This is a genomic window from Streptomyces sp. NPDC059649 (assembly GCF_042734445.1).
Taxonomy (GTDB): domain Bacteria; phylum Actinomycetota; class Actinomycetes; order Streptomycetales; family Streptomycetaceae; genus Streptomyces.
Genome location: NZ_JBHWDV010000003.1, coordinates 326,984 through 344,498, shown reverse-complemented (window position 1 = coordinate 344,498; position 17,515 = coordinate 326,984). Strand labels below are relative to the sequence as shown.

The window sequence follows — 17,515 nt, the reverse complement described above, 5'->3', positions numbered from 1 at the left end:
CGGTGATCGCGCGCACCGGGATACGCGCACGATCACCGGCATGTGGCGCGGCGCCGACTCGCCACCAGGGACGCGTAGGGCATTGCGGCGCTCGCGCGCACCGTGGGGCGTCAGGGGAGGGGAGAAGCGAAGGTCGGCCAGTTGTGCCACGCAGGCGCTGGCCGGCCAGCGCCTGCCAGCTGGGCACTGGCCGTGGGTACTAGCCGCCGGCTAGATAACCGTCCCCGTTCCGCCCTTACCGTCCGAAACGGGACGCCCGGCGGCCTCCCAGGCCTGCATGCCGCCCGCGACGTTCACGGCGTCGATGCCCTGCTGGATCAGGTACTGCGCCACCTGGGCCGAACGGCCACCGACGCGGCACAGGACGTAGATCTTGTCGCCCTCGGGCGCCTGCTCGGTCAACTCCCCGTAGCGGGCGACGAATTCGCTCATCGGGATGTGCAGCGCACCTTCGGCGTGCCCCGCCTCCCACTCGTCGTCCTCCCGTACGTCCAGGAGGAAGGCCTCGGCCGAGAGCGCATCGACACCAACGGTGGGTACAGAACCAAATTGCATGGTCCCGACGCTACCCGACCAGCTGCGCGAGGTACGCCTCACGTTCTGCGACGTCGGCGAGCAGCTTCTCGGCGATCTCCTCCAGCAGCCGGTCCGGGTCCTCCGGCGCCATCTTGATCATCGCGCCGATCGCACTTTCCTCCAGTTCGGCGGCGACAGCGGCCAGCAGCTCCTTGCGGGTGGCCAGCCACTCCAGGCGGGCATAAAGCTCCTCGCTCTCGCTGAGCCACTCCTCGGCCGGCGCCGGGCCGGCCTCCCACTCCCGCGCCAGTTCCTGCAGCGCCGCCTCGTCACCCCGGCCGTACGCCGCATTGACCCGCGCGATGAACTCATCCCGTCGCGCTCGTTCCGCGTCGTCCCGCGCCAGGTCCGGGTGGGCCTTGCGGACGAGCTCGCGGTAGGCCTTACGGGCCTCCTCGCTGGGCCGCACCTTCTGCGGCGGCTGCACCGGCTGCTCGGTGAGCATCGCCTGCGCCTCCGGGAACAGCCCGTCCGCCCCCATCCAGCCGTGGAACAGCTCTTCCACCTCCGGCATCGGCAGCACCGCCGCCCGCGCCTCCTGCGCCTTACGAAGGTCCTCGGGGTCGCCGGTACGCGCTGCCACGGCCTCGGCGATCTGCGCGTCCAGCTCGTCCAGCCGCGCGTACATGGGGCCGAGCCGCTGATGGTGCAGCCGGGAGAAGTTCTCCACCTCCACCCGGAACGTCTCCACCGCGATCTCGAACTCGATCAACGCCTGCTCCGCCGCCAACACGGCCTTCGCCAGCCGCCGCGTTCCCTCATCGGCCGCGTCTTGGCCTTGGGAATCCTGGTGGCCTTGGGAATCCTGGGGGCCGGGGGAGTTCTGGTGGCTGTGGGAGTCCTGGTGACCGTCGGAGTCCTGAGGCCCGGGGAAGTCGTGCTGACCATGGGGGTCCTGCCCCGCCGGATCCGCCGGTTCGGTGCCGCCGGCCACAGAACCTGCGGCCGCCTGGCCGGCCTCCGCCTGGTCTGTGCGGTCCCCCTGATCTGTGCAGTTCCCCTGATCTGTGGGGTTCGCTTGGTCCGACTGGTCTGCCGGGCTGTCGCCGTACCCGCTCGGGGCGCTTTGACCGCCGTCACGGGCATCCGGCGCCTGTGGATCCCCCGAGGCACCCGTCGTGCCCGGTCCGTCCGCTCGATGCTGGCCGTCCTGCGCGTTCTCCGCGTGCGAGTTCGTCACCCGGTCAGCGTACGGCCCGAGCCACCACCGCCCGCCCCGCGCCACCGACTGAGGCGCCTTGGCCACTCCCTGCCTCGGCCCTTGGCCGCTCCGTAGGCCGGAGCTTCGCCTTCCCTTTCCGCTTCCCCCGGGGCCCCTCCCCCCCACCCCACCACCCCGCCCCCTCGCCCACCACCCAACCGACCACCGACCACCGACCACCGACCACCGGTCACCGTCACCAAGCACCGTCGAGCGCCCACCACCGGTCACCACGCACCGCCGAGCGTCCGCCACCCGCACCGTCCACGGCCCCCACGTAGTGCCGAGCGCCCACCACCCGCACCAGTCACGGCCTACCGCGCACGGCCACGACTCTGGGCTTACTGCCCCGGCCATGCCTCACGGCTCACCGACCACCGCCCACCGCCCACCGCCCACCGACAGAGCCCAGCGCCCAGGGCCGAGCCGGCAACTCTCACGCTTAGCCACCACTCCGTGCCGTCAGGTCACGCCGACAGCTCGCCGCCAACCACAAGCTCACGCGTTCCGCATGCACGGCATGGCCCGCGTAACGCCTCCAGCTCCCATCCCCGAGCGGCAGCTGGCGTCAGCTACCGCCCTGGTGACCAACAGCCGGGCCGGAGCTAACGGGTTTCCATCGCCACCACGGTCCGATCAGCTGCGGTCAAGGGGCGTCGCCGACGTGCACCACCCTTGAGTGCCGAGCAGCCGTCGGACCACCGCGTATCGCCGCATCGCACGCATCGCATCACGTCGGACCGCGCCGCATCGCACCGCACAGCCCGCGGCCGCCCGCTCGGGACCGTGGCGTCAACGCCTTCACAGCCCCGAGCCCAAGCACAGCCCGTAGCCCGGGCCCGAGCAAAGGCTCAACCACAGGCCCGAAAGGCAGGCCCCCGTCCGTCCTTACAAGCCCAGCCCCCGGCCTTCCTCACCCCGGTCGCCACCTCCAGACCGCCACCTCCGGACCGCATCGTGGTCAGCGGTCGCGACCGTCGGTCATCGGTCGTCGGTCATCGGTCGTCAGAGTCCGTCGTCAGTCAGGAAAGGCCCCCGAGGAGACGCCGCGGCTCATACCCCCATTTCTGCTGCTATGCGGCCGTTCTTCACTGCTGTGGTCAGGGCCGTGTGGTCCGCTTCCGTGCGGTCTGCGTATGCGGCGGCGAACTTCGCTATGGCCTCGTCCAGTTCCTCGCTCTTGCCGCAGTAGCCGGCCACCAGGCGTGGGTCGGCGCTGTGGGCGTGGGCTCGGGCCAGGAGGGCGCCGGTCATCCGGGCGTAGTCGTCCAGCTGGTCGCCGGTCAGCTGAGCCGGGTCCACGCTCCCCTTGCGGTTTCTGAACTGGCGGACCTGGAAGGGGAGTTCAGTGGAATGGTCTGGTCCCCGGCCGCTCCCGCTGGCAGTGCAGGGCGTGCCTGCTCCGCCGGGCCGGGGTATGTCCTGCACGGTCGTCCAGCCGAGCAGGATGTCGCTGACGACCTGCATCCTCCGCTGACCGAGCACCACCCGACGGCCTTCGTGCGTCACCGCCGGGGCCGGGAAGCCGGCCTTCTCCACGTATGGCGCCAGGGCCGAGCTGCGGGCCTCCTTCACCTGCAGGACCAGCGGCTCGCCCCGGTGGTCCAGCAACAGCACCACGTACGACCGCAAGCCCACGCTGCCCGTGCCGACCACTCGGAAGGCCACATCGTGCACCGCGTACCGGGCCAGCAGGGGCAGCCGGTCCTCGGGAAGGGTGTCGAGGTAGCTGGTGAGGGAGGCGGCCACGGCTGCCGCTTCGGCGTCCGGCACCCGGCGCAGCACCGGTGGCGCGTCCACGAAGCGGCGGCCTCCGTCCGCCGTCTGTTCCGTGGCCTTCGCCGCGAACCGTGCGCTGGTGTTCTTCCGCGCCTTGGCCGACACCCGCTCCAGCGTCCCCAGCAGGTCCCGGGCGTCGGTGTGCGAGACCAACTCCTCGTCGGCGATGGCGTTCCACGCCTCGGTGACCGGCAACTTCGCCAGCAGCCGCATCGTGCGTCGGTACGCGCCTGCCACGTCCTGGGCAGCGTGGCGGCACTCGTCCTCGGCCACACCCGCTTCCCGGCCCGCCAGCACCATCGACGTGGCGAGCCGCTTCACGTCCCACTCCCACGGCCCGTACAGGGTCTCGTCGAAATCGTTGAGGTCGATGACGAGGCCGCCGCGGGCATCGCCGTAGAGGCCGAAGTTGGCGGCGTGCGCATCGCCGCAGATCTGGGCGCCGATACCGGTCACCGGATCGGCCGTCAGGTCGTACGCCATCAGGCCCGCGGAGCCGCGGAGGAAGGCGAACGGGCTCGCGGCCATCCGGCCGACCCGTATGGGCGTCAGGTCGGGAAGCCGTCCGGCATTGGATTCCTCCACCGCCGCTACCGCGTCCGGGCGTTCGGCCACACTCGACAGCGCGGACTGCGCGGAACGGGGCAACCGCTCCCGCAACGCCCGGCCGGCCGCCTTGGGCGACGGGCCCTGTGCATCGACCTTGGCAAACCCCGATACGTACGGCACACGCGTCATGGCGGGCCACCTCCCCCTTCAGGACCTTTACGGCTGCGGCGACTTCGGCTACTTCGGCGACATCCACCAGGGCGGTGAGTGCGGCGAAGTTCTCTGTTACTGGGACTGCTGCTGGGCACGGTTACTGAGCACTACTTACCGGCCGCCGAGTGGGACTGCTCCGAGTGGGGCTGCTCCCGGCCTGCCGACGTGCCATGACGTTACCGACGTTGCGTCATCGCGCGCAGGGCCTGTGGATAACTCTGCGTATGCGCTGGTCGTTGCGGGCCGGGGGGAGAGAGACAGGAGGCCGAGAGAAAGAAGGGGGAGGAGGCGAGTAGGAGGCGGGGAGTAAGTGGGGAGGAAGTGGGGGCAATCAGGCGGCCAGGGCGGCCCGGCGGTCAAACGACCAGGCGCTCAGACGGCCACGCGGCCAGGTGCTCAGAGAGCCAGTTCGACCAGGCGCTCAGGCGCTCAGGCGCTCAGGCGGTCACTATCGCCAGCCGGGTCACCAACCTGCCCGGTCAGCGCGCCTAGACGCCCACGGCCTCCGCCATTTCTTCCTCCGCGGCTTCGTCCGCCGAGCCGGTGCCGGGCGCCGCCGCCCCCACCGCCCGCCGCGGCCTGGGCTCCGGCACCGTCGCCGCCACCGCGGCCGCCGCCACCGCCGCCGCATTGGCCGCCGCCTCCGCCTCCGCGGCCCGCCGGCGCCGCTCGGCCAGCCCCGCCAGACCGACCATCAGCACACCGACGAGCAGCCATCCCACCAGCGTCCAGACGTGCCCGGACAGGCCGTAACCGTCGAAGTAGACGTGGCTGCGGAGGCCCTCGACGAAGCCGGCACCGTTCCAGAAGGAGTGCAGCGCGGCGAAGAAGCCGTTCTGCATCTCGGGCCGGAAAATGCCGCCGGACGAGGTGAAGTTGAGCATCACGAAGAGGGCCATCACGCCGAGCGTCGTCCACCGCTTGAGGAAGGTGTGCAGGCCGGTACCGATCAGCAGAACGCCGGCGGAGTACAGCCATGCCATGCCCCACAGGCCCCACAGCCCGTGGTCGACGAGGTGGAACACCGGGCCGGCGAAGGCTGTGCCGATGAGGCTGACCACAACGGACGTACCGATCGCCAGCGCGGCCCGCAGCCGGAGCGGCAGCACGGCGCCGGCCCCGCCGATCACCGCGACCGAGGCGTACGAGCCGATGCTGATCGCGACCAGCAGGAAGAAGATGCCCTGCCCGGTCGGATCGTCCTCGGCGGGCGGCGCGACGTCCGTGACCTTCAGCGGGGCGCCTTGCCGGGCCGCGAGCGGAGTGAAGATCTTCTGCACGACCGAGGCGCTGGTGTCGGATCCGGCGGTGGCGACGAGCAGTTCGGGAGCCGCCGCCCGCGGCTGGGCCTGCGTCTTCGCCTTCATCACATACGCACCGAAGATGTCCTGGTGCCTCAGCTGCTCGACCGCGGTCGACCGACTGGGGACCGTACGCGCCTCCAGGTCACCGCCCGACTTGTCGTTGATCGACTGGGCAAGCAGCTGTGCACTATGGCTCGATCCGACGACCGCGACCGGGAGGTGGTGGGGCGCGGGATGCGCGAACGCACCCAGGTACGCGAGCCCCATGCCGATGCACATCAGCAGGGGCGTGACCAGATGCGCCAGGACATGACGGAGCCCGGCGGCGTGGGCGGCGGGGCGGCCGGCGGGTGCGGCACGGTGGCCGCCTTGGGGCGCGTTTCCGTGGTGGTCGGGACGTCGGGCCGTACTCATGGGGCGAGCCTTCTCAGCTGAGGGGTTCTGTTGCTGGCTTGAATGCGGGATGGCGGCAATGGTTGGCAAATACAACCCTCACCTACGTTGTACTCTACAACTAGACCTAGGAAAGGCAACCCGTGCCCCACCGCGATGACTCCGTCGAGACCATTCAGCAGGAGATGACCGCTTTCGCCCGGCGGGCCCGCGCGACCGCCGCCCGGATGCATCCCGAGCTGTCGCTGGTCTCCTACACCCTGCTTGCGCACCTCGATGACCAGCGCGGATGCCGCGCCACGGACCTCGCGGCGCACTATTTCCTGGACAAGTCCACGGTCAGCCGGCAGATCGCCGCACTGGAAAAGCTCGGTTTCGTCGAGCGCCGCGTCGACCCGGACGACCACCGCGTCCAGGTACTTCACCCCACCGAGAAGGGCGCCCAGGTACTCGCCAACGTCACCGCCAGCCGCCGCCAGGCCTTCCACGAGCGCCTGGCCGACTGGGACGAGGCCGACCTCGACCGCTTCGCCGCGTACCTACGGCGCTACAACGCAGCCCAGGAACGGTTGGGGTAACCAGCCCTCGACCACACCACACAGAGGGCCCCACCGCCCCCACCGACCACCGGCCCCGGCCCGCTCCCGCCCTACTCCCGACCGGCTCCCGACCCGCCCCTGACCGGCCGCCCCCGACCGCTCCCGACCGCCCCTACGTCCGGAACCGCTTCGGGCATTGCCCGCCGTCCGCCAGATAGGTCTCCGCCCAGCGTCCGAGTTCCTTGAGGGCGGGGTCCATTGCACGGCCGGCCTCCGTGAGCCGGTACGAGACGCGTAGCGGGGGGCCCGCGTCCACTTCGCGGACGACCAGGCCGACCCCCGCGAGCTCCATCAGGCGGTCCGAGAGCATCCGCTCACTGATACCGGGGATCGCCCGCCGCAGGTCGGCGAAGTGCACCGGGCCGGGCATCAGAGTCGCGACGATCAACCCCGTCCAGCGCTTCCCGAACAGCTCGAAGACGCGCGCCATGCCGTCATCGACCCGCTTACACGTCGCCTCGCTGTGGTCCGCCATACACCCAGCGTACCGCCCTCTTCTTGGCTACTGCAGAAAAGTAAGCTCCTGTGCTATTAATAGGGACGTACGGAATTCAACCACCGCTGCCCCGTCCCGGCGCCTGACCGGCCGACACCAGCCGACACCGGCCGACACAGACCAGCACCGGCCGACACAGACCGGCACCAAACGACACAGACCGATACAGACCGAAGGAACGATTCCCATGGCCACGCTTCTGCTCATCGACTCGTCCGTCTCCCCCGAGGGCGTCTCCGCCTCCCGCTCGGTCACCGCGACCTTCCGCAAGGCCTGGGAGGAGCAGCACCCCGAGGGCACCGTCGTCTACCGCGACCTGGCCGCCGACCCGCTGCCGCACCTCGACGGAGTCGCCGCCTCCGCCGCCTTCTCCGACCCGGCCAGCCACACCCCCGAGCAGCAGGCCGCCTTCGCCGTGCGGGTCAAGCTCGCCGAGGAACTGGAGCAGGCCGACGCGGTCGTCATCGCCGCACCGATGTACAACTTCACGATCCCCTCCACGCTCAAGGCGTGGCTCGACCAGGTGATCATCATGGGCCGCACCGCCGGTGAGGAGCCGTCCGCCAAGGGGACGCCCGTCACGGTCGTCGCCAGCCGTGGCGGCTCGTACGCGCCGGGCACGCCCCGTGAGGGCATGGAGTACGTGCAGAACTACCTGGAGGCCGTACTGGGCGGCGGCATGGGGCTGGACGTCGAGTTCATCGTTCCCGAGCTGACCATGGCACCCGTCAACCCGGCGATGGCCGACCTGGTGCCGCTGTACGAGACCTCCCGCGACAAGGCCCACGAGGACGCCGCGGCAAAGGCCAAGGCCCTCGTCGCACGCCTCGCCGCCTGAGAACGAGCCCCGGGCCACGACGCCGGCCCGAGCCCCAGCCCCCGTAGATCGGGACACCCAGCCGCGGGCTCCGAGCACGCCACACAGCCCGGAACCCGCGGCGGGGGCTCGCCAACGCCCCCCACGAACGACACGGGACCCAGCGCCCCCACGAACAACACGGGACCAACGTCCCCACGAACGACAGGGACCAACGAGGCTCCGAACGAGAGGGCTGGGCCTCCCTACACAGAGCCCCTGCCCCCATCCCCACCCGCACCCGCACCCGCACCCGCACCCGCCAGCCCCCTACTCCCCTCACCTATCGCCTGCTCCCCTCGTCTACCGCCTCACCTACTGCCTGCCCTACCGCCCCGGCCCCCTCCCCACCCCCGCCGTCACCAGCGCGCCCGCCGCCAGTGCGCCGCCCAGCCACATCACGCCGGCCGGCCCCCAGCCGTCCGCGGCCCGGCCGCCCAGGAGGGCGCCCAGCGCGATGGCCCCGTTGAAGGCCGCCACGAACAGCGCGGAGGCGGCCTCCCGCGCACCCGGCGCGGCCGCCGTCAACCACGTCTGGGTGCTGACCGAGACGCCCCCGTAGGCCAGTCCCCACACGGCCATCAGCGCCGCCGCTCCGGACACCCCGGTGCCCCGCCCCAGCAGCGGCACCAGCAGCACCGTTCCGGCGAGCACCCCGCAGATCACCAGCAGCGTCGTACGCGGGGACCGTGCCGCCCCGGCGCCCGCCCCGAAGTTCCCGGCCAAACCGGCGAGGCCGAAGGCCAGCAGCAGCGTGCTGATCTGCCCCGGCCGCACCCCGGCCACGTCCTCCAGCACCGGCCGCACATACGTGTACGCCGCGAAATGGCCCGTCACCAGAAGCGCCACCAGCACCAGTCCGGTCCGTACGGGCGCGCCGCGCAGCAGTCCGAGCACCCCGCCGAGCCGGACCGCGGCGGACTCCGGAAGCGGCGGCAGCAGCACGGCCAGCGCGAGCGCCACCACCGCGCACACCGCGGCCATCCCCACGAACGCCACGCGCCAGCCGCCCAGTTCGCCCAGGGACGTACCGGCCGGAACTCCCAGTACGGAGGCCGCCGCGACCCCGCTGAAGACCAGGGACGTGGCCGCCGCGACCCGGTGCGCGGGCACCAGCCGCACCGCGAGCCCCGCCGCGATCGCCCACACCCCGCCCATCCCCAGCCCCACCAGCACCCGGGCCACCAGCAGCACCGCGACGTTCGGGGCGTACGCGGCGAGCAGGTTCGCCCCCGTCAGCGTGGCCATCAGGGCGGCCAGCACCGCCCGCCGGTCCCGCCGCCCCACCAGCAGCGTCAGCACCGGCGCGGCCACCGCCGCCACCAGGCCGGTCACGGTCAGCGTCAGCCCCGCCGTACCGTCCGATACCCGCAGCTCGCGGCTGATCGGGGTCAGCAGTCCGACGGGCAGCATCTCGGACGTGACGACCGTGAACGTCGCCGCCGCCAGCGCCGCCACCGCAGGCCAGCCACCGCCCCGCCGGCCCCGCCCAGCCCCTCCCCCAACACCGTCCAACTGACCACCCTGGTCAGGGAGTTGCCGTACCGCCCCCGGCCCCACCGCCGGCCGCACCACAGGTCCTGCCACCGGCCCCGCCGCCGGTCCGTCCTCACTGTTCGTCATGCCCCCAGCCAACGCCCGCCCCCACCGGGGAACAACGGCCAACTCCTCACCCTTCTATGAGCAGGACTCATCGATCCACCCATCCGTCCGCGTAGCACTGCCCACAAGAGTTGGCACACCCCATGACGACCACCCCATGACAACCACCCCCGACCCGGCCGCCCCCCACACAACCCCCACCACCCCCAGCCTCGAACTCCGCGAGCTGGAGTGCTTCCTCGTGCTGTCCGAGGAGCTGCACTTCGGTCGCACCGGCGAGCGGCTGTACGTCTCGCAGAGCCGCGTCAGCCAGCTGCTGCGTGCCCTGGAGTCGCGGATCGGCGCCCGCCTCGTGGACCGCACCAGCCGCCGGGTCCGGCTGACCCCGCTCGGCGAGGAGTTCCGTACGTCACTGCGCCCCGCGTACGACGCCCTGCGCGCCACCGTGGAGCGTGCCCGCAGTGCCGCCCGGGGCGTGGAAGGGCGGCTGAGGATCGGTTTCCAGGGCACCGCGGACGACCGGATCATGCGGGCCATCGACACCTTCCAGCGCCGTCACCCCGGTTGTGCCACCGAAATCGTCGAGATCCCGCTGTGTGACCCCTTCGGCGCGCTGCGCAGCGGGGCGGTCGACGTCGCCGTGACGCTGCTGCCCATGGCCGAGCCGGACCTCACCCTCGGCCCGGTCTTCGCCGCCCAGCAGCAGACCCTCGCGGTGTCCGTACGGCATCCCCTGGCGTCCCGGACGGCGATCGGCGCCGAGGAGCTCGCCGGCGTTCCGCTGATCTCCCCGGACGGTCCGGCGCCGCCCTACTGGCGCGCGGCGCACGCCCCGGCCACTACTCCCCAGGGCCGCCCCGTACCTGCCGGACCGCGGATCAGCACCCTCCAGGAGGGCCTCACCCTCACCGCGGCCGGACGCGGGGCAATGCTCCTGTGCCGGCCCACCGCGGACTACCACGGCCGGCGCGACCTCGCCTTCGTCCCGGTGACCGGACTGCCCGACTCCGTCCTGGGCCTCGTCCACCACCCCGCCCGCGAGACCGCCCGGATCCGCGCCTTCCGCACGGCCGTGAACGACTCCCTGGCCGACCCCCACCGACCCCTGACCGGCCCCTGACCGACTCCCTGGGGCCCCTGACGGAGGGCGAAGGTGACCGAGGCAACACTGTGAGGAAGGCAACGCGGAACAGGGACAACGAAAGACCCCCGGTCGCCGGATTTCTCCGGAGACCGGGGGTCTCATCTGTGCGCGAGGGGGGAGTTGAACCCCCACGCCCTTTCGGGCACTGGAACCTGAATCCAGCGCGTCTGCCTATTCCGCCACCCGCGCATGGGTGCTGCCGGTTGATTCTCTCACGTGATCCGGGCTGTTCCGTCCGGGTCTTGTGCGAGCGCCTTCCGACATCCAGAACATTAGCACGCTGGCAGGGGTGGGTTCACACGCCTTTCCCCCGGGCCCCTCCCCGGCGGCGTCTCCTGGGACCGGCACCGGGACCGAGGCCCGCCGCGGCGCCGCGCAGTGCCGCGCAAGGGCCATGCAGCACCGTGAGGTGACGCACGGAGTCGTGAGCTGGCGTACGGAGGCATGTGCCGGGCAGGGTGTCCGGGGCCCTGTCCGACTCCGGCACCCGGCCGCCCGTAGTGGTCGGCGGTTGCGGGACACTGTCAGCGGGGCACATCTACGATCGCAGTGCACGAGGAGTGGGCAAGGAGCGGACAGGCACCGGGCAACCCTGTGAGAGGCGACACTCGTCCTCAAGGCGGGAAAGGGGAACCAGCCGATTTCCCAAGGCGTGGATACGATCAGTAAGCAGTATCAGGACCACCCGATCAGGACGACACCGACGAAGACTGAGGAAGGAGGTGCCCCGTGGGAGTACTGAAGCGTTTCGAGCAGCGTCTCGAAGGTCTCGTCAACGGCACCTTCGCCAAGGTGTTCAAGTCCGAGGTGCAGCCCGTTGAGATCGCCGGCGCCCTGCAGCGCGAGTGCGACAACAACGCCACCATCTGGAACCGCGACCGCACGGTCGTCCCCAACGACTTCATCGTCGAACTGAGCGCCCCCGACTACGAGCGGCTGAGCCCGTACAGCGGGCAGCTCGGCGACGAGCTGTCGGGCATGGTCCGCGAATACGCGAAGCAGCAGCGCTACACCTTCATGGGGTCGATCAAGGTCCACCTGGAGAAGGCCGACGATCTCGACACCGGCCTGTACCGCGTGCGCAGCCGCACCCTCGCCTCCAGCACGTCCCAGGACCACCCGGGCCAGGCGGCCGCCCAGCGCGCCTCCGCGGTCCCGCAGGGCCCGCGGCCCGGCGCCGGCCACGTGAGCCCGCCCCCCATGCCTTCGTCCCCGCCCCCCGGCAGCGCACAGCCCGTACCCCGTACGGCACCGCCCGGTGCGGGACCGCAGCCCTATGCGCAGACCCGGCGCTGGATCGAGATCAACGGCACCCGCCACCAGATCTCGCGCCCCACGCTCGTGCTGGGCCGCAGCACCGACGCTGACGTACGGATCGACGACCCGGGTGTCTCCCGGCGTCACTGTGAGATCCGGGTCGGAACGCCCCCCACGATCCAGGATCTGGGCTCCACGAACGGCATCGTGGTAGACGGGCAGCACACCACTCGCGCTAATCTCCGCGACGGCTCGCGGATTGTCGTGGGCAGTACCACCATCGTTTACCGGCAAGCCGAAGGGTGAAGCGGGGAGCATGTCAGAGCTGACCCTCACGGTCATGCGGTTGGGTTTCCTCGCCGTACTGTGGCTGTTCGTCATCGTGGCCGTCCAGGTCATCCGTAGCGATCTGTTCGGGACCCGCGTGACTCAGCGCGGGGCCGCCCGGCGGGGCGGGCAGGAGGCCCGTACCCAGCGCCAGGCCGCGCCCCCGCAGCAACAACAACAACGCCGCCAGGAAGGCGGCCGCGGCGGCAACCGCCAGCGCCGCGGAGCGCCCACGAAGCTCGTGGTCTCCGAGGGATCGCTGACCGGCACCACCGTCGCCCTCCAAGGCCAGACGATCTCCCTGGGCCGTGCGCACGACTCCACGATCGTGCTGGACGACGACTACGCGTCCAGCAGGCATGCCAGGATCTACCCGGACCGTGACGGCCAGTGGATCGTCGAGGACCTCGGTTCCACCAACGGCACGTACCTGGACCGGACCCGACTGACGACCCCGACACCGATTCCGCTGGGAGCCCCGATCCGCATCGGCAAGACCGTCATCGAGCTGCGGAAGTAGTACGACAATGAGCGAGCGGAGCGAGCGAGCCGCGACGGTCCACTCGGCGGACCCGGGCGTGCTCCCGACCGGAGGGTGGGCAGTGTGGCCAGGCGAGACCGGCTGTACCCCGAGCCGACGGGTGAGGTGCGCATGAGTCTGTCACTGCGCTTCGCCGCCGGATCGCACAAGGGCATGATCCGCGAGGGCAACGAGGACTCCGGCTACGCCGGGCCCCGGCTGCTCGCCATCGCGGACGGCATGGGCGGCCAGGCCGCCGGTGAGGTCGCCTCCTCCGAGGTGATCTCCACGCTCGTCCAGCTCGACGACGACGTCCCCGGTTCGGACATCCTGACCTCGCTCGGCAGTGCCGTGCAGCGTGCCAACGAGCAGCTGCGGGTGATGGTCGAGGAGGACGCCCAGCTCGAAGGCATGGGGACGACGCTGACCGCGCTGCTGTGGACGGGCCAGCGGCTCGGCCTGGTGCACGTCGGCGACTCCCGCGCGTACCTGCTGCGGGACGGTGTGCTGACCCAGATCACGCAGGACCACACCTGGGTGCAGCGGCTGGTCGACGAGGGCCGGATCACCGAGGAGGAGGCCACCACCCATCCGCAGCGGTCGCTGCTGATGCGGGCGCTGGGCAGCGGTGATCATGTCGAGCCCGATCTGTCGATCCGCGAGGTGCGGGCCGGCGACCGCTATCTGATCTGCTCGGACGGGCTGTCCGGCGTCGTCAGCCACCAGACGCTGGAAGAGACGCTGGCCGGCTACCACGGGCCGCACGAGACGGTGCAGGAGCTGATCCAGCTCGCGCTGCGCGGCGGCGGCCCGGACAACATCACCTGCATCGTCGCCGACGTCCTGGACGTGGACGGCAACGACTCGATGGCCGCGCAGCTCAACGACACCCCGGTGATCGTCGGTGCCGTCGCGGAGAACCAGAACCAGCTCAACGACCCCAGCACGCTCCAGACACCGGCCGCCCGGGCCGCCGAGCTCGGACGTCCGGGCGGGCAGCCGGCTCCGCCCGGTGGTGCCTTCGGGCCGCCCGGCAGCGGCGACATGGAGGTCGGCGGTCCGCCGCAGGGCTCCTTCGGCGCGTTCATGGACGAGGACTTCGTCAAGCCCAAGCGCGGGCGGTGGCTCAAGCGGTCGCTGTTCGGCGTGCTGGCGCTGGCCGTGGTCGGCGGCGGGCTCTACGCGGGCTACCGCTGGACGCAGACCCAGTACTTCGTCGGCGCCAAGGACGACCACGTCGCGCTGTACCGCGGCATCAGCCAGGACCTCGCCTGGTTCAAGCTGAACGCCGTGGACGAGGACCACCCCGAGATCGAACTCAAGTACCTGCCGCTGTACCAGCGCAACCAGGTCAAGCAGACGATCGCGGTCGACAGCCGCATGCAGGGCGGCGACAAGGTCACCGAGCTGAGCAAGCAGGCCAACGCCTGCCGCAGCAAGGAGCAGCGGGAGGCCGCCGAGCGCGAAGCGGCGCGCAACAAGGGCAAGGGCCAGGCGGGCACGCCGGCCAAGCCCGGCACGAAGCCCGGTACGCCGACCACCAAGCCCGGTACCACGGACAAGTCGGTCACCGGTACGGCAGGGGCGCTGTCCGCGCCCGCCGGCGCGACTCCCACACCCACTCCCAGCCAGGCCCCCTCCGAGGAGCAGCAGAAGCTGGAAAAAAATTGCAGCACCCAGCAGTGAGGGCGTAGGGGGCCGTAGATCTCATGAGCAGTACCACCAACACCACCACCATCGGCACGATCGGAGCCCCGAGCCGCCGCAACACCGAGCTGGCGATGCTCGTCTTCGCCGTGCTCATCCCGGTGTTCGCCTACATCAACGTCGGGCTGGCCAAGGAAGAGGCCGTGCCCACCGGTGTGTTCGGCTACACCCTGGGCCTCGGCCTGCTGGCGGGCGTCGCCCACCTCGTCGTACGCAAGTGGGCGCCGTACGCGGACCCGCTGATGCTGCCGATCGCCACCCTGCTCAACGGTCTGGGCCTGGTGTTCATCTGGCGCCTGGACCAGGAGCCGCAGATCAGCACCCCGCAGCTGGGCGGCGCGATGGCGCCGGGGCAGCTGATGTGGTCGACGCTGGGTGTCGCGCTCTTCCTCGGCGTGCTGATCTTCCTCAAGGACCACCGCGTCCTGCAGCGCTACACCTACATCTCGATGGTGGTCGCGCTGGTGCTGCTGATCTCGCCGATCTTCTTCCCGGCCCGGTTCGGCGCGCGCATCTGGATCACCATCCCCGGTGTCGGTTCGCTGCAGCCGGGCGAGTTCGCCAAGATCATCATCGCGATCTTCTTCGCCGGCTACCTGATGGTGAAGCGGGACGCGCTGGCGCTGGCCAGCCGCCGCTTCATGGGTCTGTACCTCCCGCGCGGCCGTGACCTCGGCCCGATCCTGGTGATCTGGGCGCTCAGCCTGATGATCCTGGTCTTCGAGACCGACCTCGGTACCTCGCTGCTGTTCTTCGGCCTCTTCGTGATCATGCTGTACGTCGCCACCGAGCGGACCAGCTGGATCGTCTTCGGTCTGCTGCTCAGCGCGGGCGGTGCGGTCGCCGTGGCCACGTTCGAGTCCCACGTCCAGGTGCGTGTGCACAACTGGCTGAACCCGCTGGAGCTGCAGAACGGCGGTGTCACCGAGACCGCGCAGGCGATGTACTCCTTCGGCTCCGGCGGCATCCTCGGCTCGGGCCTGGGCCAGGGCTACTCCCGGCTCATCGGCGGTATCGCCCCCAAGAGCGACTACATCCTCTCCACGGTCGGCGAGGAGATCGGCCTGGCCGGTCTGATGGCGATCCTGCTGCTGTACGGCCTGCTGATCGAGCGCGGTATCCGTACGGCGCTGGCCGCCCGTGACCCGTTCGGCAAGCTGCTGTCGATCGGCCTGTCCGGCGCCTTCGCGCTGCAGGTCTTCGTCGTCGCCGGTGGTGTGACCGGTCTCATCCCGCTGACCGGTATGACGATGCCGTTCCTGGCCCAGGGTGGTTCCTCCGTCATCGCCAACTGGGCGCTGGTGGCCGTCCTGCTGCGCATCAGCGACACCGCGCGCCGGCCGGCACCGGCCCCCGCACCGTCCACCGACGCCGAGATGACCCAGGTGGTCCGCCCGTGAACAAGCCCCTGCGTCGGGTCGCGATCTTCTGCGGCCTGCTCGTCCTCGCCCTGCTGGTCCGTGTCAACTGGGTGCAGTTCGTCAAGGGCGACGAACTGAAGAACGACCCCCACAACCGCCGGGTCGCGATCGAGCGCTACAGCACGCCGCGCGGCAACATCATCGTCGACGGCAAGGCCGTCACCGGCTCGACGACCACCGACAGCGGTGACTTCAAGTACAAGCGCACGTACAAGAACGGCAAGATGTGGGCGCCGGTCACCGGCTACGCCTCGCAGGCGTTCGACGCCAACCAGCTGGAGAAGCTCAACGACGGCATCCTCACCGGCACCGACGACCGGCTCTTCTTCAGCCGCACGGTGGACATGTTCACCGGCAGCAAGCAGAAGGGCGGCAACGTGGTCACCACGCTGGACGCCAAGGCCCAGAAGGCCGCCTTCGACGGACTCGGTGACAGCAAGGGCGCGGTCGCCGCGCTCAACCCGGAGACCGGCGCGATCCTGGCGCTGGCCAGCACCCCGTCGTACGACCCGTCCACCTTCGCCGGGATGAGCGACAAGGACGCCGAGGCGTACAGCGCGCTGCAGAAGAAGAACAACCCCGACGAGCCGATGCTCAACCGGGCGCTGCGCCAGACCTACCCGCCGGGCTCCACGTTCAAGGTCGTCACGGCCTCGGCGGCGCTGGAGAACGGTCTCTACAACGACGTCGACGCCAAGACCAACTCGCCGCTGCCCTACACGCTGCCCGACACCCAGGGCATCGAGCTGAAGAACGAGGGCAACATCCCCTGCGAGAACGCATCGCTGCGGGTGGCGCTGCAGTACTCCTGCAACACGGTCTTCGGCAAGATCAGCGCCGATCTCGGCAACAAGAAGATGAAGGCCGAGGCGGAGAAGTTCGGCTTCAACAACGCCAAGATCGACACCCCGGTCCGGGCCGCGGAGAGCATCTTCCCCAAGGACAACCGGCCGCAGAACGCGATGGCGGGCATCGGCCAGGCCTCCAACCGGGCCACCCCTCTGCAGATGGCCATGGTCGCCTCGGCGGTCGCCAACGGCGGCAAGCTGATGAAGCCGTACATGGTCGAGTCGCTGGTCGCGCCGAACCTCAACGTGGTCCAGCAGCACACGCCGCAGGAGATGAGCCGGCCGCTGAGCCCGGAGAACGCGCAGAAGGTCCAGAGCATCATGGAGACCGTGGTCAAGGAGGGCACGGGAACCAACGCACAGATCTCGGGCGTCACCGTCGGCGGTAAGACCGGTACCGCGCAGCACGGCGAGAACAACAAGGACAACCCGTACGCCTGGTTCATCTCCTACGCGAAGACCGACAAGGGCACCCCCGTCGCGGTCGCCGTGGTCATTGAGGGATCCGACACCCTGCGCAGCGACATCGCGGGTGGAAAGCTCGCCGCTCCGATCGCCAAGCGCGTCATGGAGGCGGTACTCGAAGGCGAGAAGTGACCTGGGCCATGCCAATACCGGTCGCATATCAGGTTGCGGCTCCGGCCCGGTCCGGTAGGGCGTGCCGGGTACGGTAGCCCGGACAGCACACCGCCGGACCACACACACGGGTGCGGTCGGGACTGA

Annotated in this window: 14 protein-coding genes and 1 tRNA gene; 8 read left to right on the top strand and 7 right to left on the bottom strand. The window is 70.5% G+C overall.

The genetic code is table 11. The annotated features are described in order from the left end of the window. Positions 1 to 210: 210 nt before the first annotated feature. From ACFV1J_RS07365 to ACFV1J_RS07350, 4 genes are all read right to left on the bottom strand, one after another. A complete protein-coding gene (locus ACFV1J_RS07365; RefSeq protein ID WP_385856273.1) occupies positions 211 to 555 on the bottom strand; it encodes a rhodanese-like domain-containing protein in 345 nt (114 codons plus the stop codon). A gap of 10 nt (positions 556 to 565) precedes the next feature. Beyond that, a complete protein-coding gene (locus ACFV1J_RS07360; protein WP_385856271.1) occupies positions 566 to 1,510 on the bottom strand; it encodes a hypothetical protein in 945 nt (314 codons plus the stop codon). 1,320 nt (positions 1,511 to 2,830) lie between these two features. Beyond that, positions 2,831 to 4,294, bottom strand: coding sequence for a DUF2252 domain-containing protein (locus ACFV1J_RS07355; protein ID WP_385856270.1), 1,464 nt, complete (start codon positions 4,292 to 4,294; stop codon positions 2,831 to 2,833). Between the two features lie 512 nt (positions 4,295 to 4,806). Continuing rightward, a complete protein-coding gene (locus tag ACFV1J_RS07350) occupies positions 4,807 to 6,036 on the bottom strand; it encodes an ABC transporter permease (protein ID WP_385856269.1) in 1,230 nt (409 codons plus the stop codon). A 122-nt stretch (positions 6,037 to 6,158) separates the two neighbouring features. Here ACFV1J_RS07350 and ACFV1J_RS07345 point away from each other — a divergent pair, with 122 nt between their 5' ends. Continuing rightward, the gene (locus tag ACFV1J_RS07345; RefSeq protein ID WP_385856268.1) at positions 6,159 to 6,593 is read left to right on the top strand and encodes a MarR family winged helix-turn-helix transcriptional regulator; all 435 of its coding nucleotides are present in this window, start codon (positions 6,159 to 6,161) and stop codon (positions 6,591 to 6,593) included. A 133-nt stretch (positions 6,594 to 6,726) separates the two neighbouring features. On the opposite strand, the gene ACFV1J_RS07340 is transcribed toward ACFV1J_RS07345, so the two are convergent. Next, positions 6,727 to 7,089: a winged helix-turn-helix transcriptional regulator gene (locus ACFV1J_RS07340; RefSeq protein WP_385856267.1), complete on the bottom strand. Its 363-nt coding sequence runs from the start codon at positions 7,087 to 7,089 to the stop codon at positions 6,727 to 6,729. Between the two features lie 208 nt (positions 7,090 to 7,297). Here ACFV1J_RS07340 and ACFV1J_RS07335 point away from each other — a divergent pair, with 208 nt between their 5' ends. After that, the gene (locus tag ACFV1J_RS07335) at positions 7,298 to 7,948 is read left to right on the top strand and encodes an FMN-dependent NADH-azoreductase (protein WP_385856266.1); all 651 of its coding nucleotides are present in this window, start codon (positions 7,298 to 7,300) and stop codon (positions 7,946 to 7,948) included. A gap of 345 nt (positions 7,949 to 8,293) precedes the next feature. On the opposite strand, the gene ACFV1J_RS07330 is transcribed toward ACFV1J_RS07335, so the two are convergent. Then, positions 8,294 to 9,424: an MFS transporter gene (locus ACFV1J_RS07330; RefSeq protein ID WP_385856265.1), complete on the bottom strand. Its 1,131-nt coding sequence runs from the start codon at positions 9,422 to 9,424 to the stop codon at positions 8,294 to 8,296. 301 nt (positions 9,425 to 9,725) lie between these two features. Here ACFV1J_RS07330 and ACFV1J_RS07325 point away from each other — a divergent pair, with 301 nt between their 5' ends. Next, positions 9,726 to 10,688 carry a LysR family transcriptional regulator gene (locus ACFV1J_RS07325; protein ID WP_385856264.1) on the top strand — a complete coding sequence of 321 codons (963 nt, stop codon included), beginning with the start codon at positions 9,726 to 9,728 and terminating at the stop codon, positions 10,686 to 10,688. A gap of 129 nt (positions 10,689 to 10,817) precedes the next feature. On the opposite strand, the gene ACFV1J_RS07320 is transcribed toward ACFV1J_RS07325, so the two are convergent. Continuing rightward, positions 10,818 to 10,901: transfer RNA gene (locus tag ACFV1J_RS07320), tRNA-Leu, on the bottom strand. Positions 10,902 to 11,441: 540 nt separating this feature from the next. On the opposite strand from ACFV1J_RS07320, the gene ACFV1J_RS07315 reads away from it, so the two are divergent. The 5 genes from ACFV1J_RS07315 (at position 11,442) to ACFV1J_RS07295 (ending at position 17,389) form a co-directional block, all read left to right on the top strand. Then, entirely contained in the window at positions 11,442 to 12,275 is an 834-nt protein-coding gene (locus ACFV1J_RS07315; protein ID WP_385856263.1) for an FhaA domain-containing protein, read from the top strand. 10 nt (positions 12,276 to 12,285) lie between these two features. Continuing rightward, on the top strand, positions 12,286 to 12,816 hold the full coding sequence (locus ACFV1J_RS07310) for an FHA domain-containing protein (RefSeq protein ID WP_030412306.1): 531 nt from the start codon (positions 12,286 to 12,288) through the stop codon (positions 12,814 to 12,816). Between the two features lie 132 nt (positions 12,817 to 12,948). Next, on the top strand, positions 12,949 to 14,502 hold the full coding sequence (locus ACFV1J_RS07305) for a PP2C family protein-serine/threonine phosphatase (protein WP_385856262.1): 1,554 nt from the start codon (positions 12,949 to 12,951) through the stop codon (positions 14,500 to 14,502). Positions 14,503 to 14,525: 23 nt separating this feature from the next. After that, complete coding sequence (locus tag ACFV1J_RS07300) at positions 14,526 to 15,923, top strand: FtsW/RodA/SpoVE family cell cycle protein (RefSeq protein ID WP_385856261.1); 1,398 nt, start codon at positions 14,526 to 14,528, stop codon at positions 15,921 to 15,923. Further along, the gene (locus tag ACFV1J_RS07295) at positions 15,920 to 17,389 is read left to right on the top strand and encodes a peptidoglycan D,D-transpeptidase FtsI family protein (RefSeq protein WP_385856260.1); all 1,470 of its coding nucleotides are present in this window, start codon (positions 15,920 to 15,922) and stop codon (positions 17,387 to 17,389) included. Before ACFV1J_RS07300 ends, ACFV1J_RS07295 begins: the two co-directional genes overlap by 4 nt. The last annotated feature ends 126 nt before the right edge of the window (positions 17,390 to 17,515 follow it).